General features: G+C 54.8%; 1 protein-coding gene. It reads left to right on the forward strand.

Going from position 1 to position 407, the window contains the following annotated elements; genetic code table 11:
- Positions 1-407, forward strand: a 407-nt coding sequence (gene yidC / locus ACTHSP_RS22320; protein WP_440347052.1) for a membrane protein insertase YidC, incomplete at both ends; no start/stop codon positions are given.

The raw sequence follows: 407 nt of genomic DNA on the forward strand, positions 1-407 counted from the left end.
GGCAAATCCGAAGCCGAATACATCCGCAAAACCCCGACCGGCTGGCTCGGCATGATTGAACACCACTTCATGTCCACTTGGATTTTACAGCCTAAAGACGGCCAAAGCATATGCACCGCAGGCGACTGCCGTATCGACATCAAACGCCGCAACGACAACCTGTACAGCGCGAGCGTCAGCGTGCCTTTAGCCGCCATCCAAGCCGGCGCAAAAGCCGAAACTGCCATCAATCTGTATGCCGGTCCGCAAACCACTTCCGTTATCGCCAACATCGCCGACAAACTGCAACTGGCCAAAGACTACGGCAAAGTACACTGGTTCGCCTCCCCACTCTTCTGGCTCTTGAACCAACTGCACAACATCATCGGCAACTGGGGCTGGGCAATCATCGTTTTGACCATCATCGT

This window comes from Neisseria sp. P0001.S005 (genome assembly GCF_051963715.1).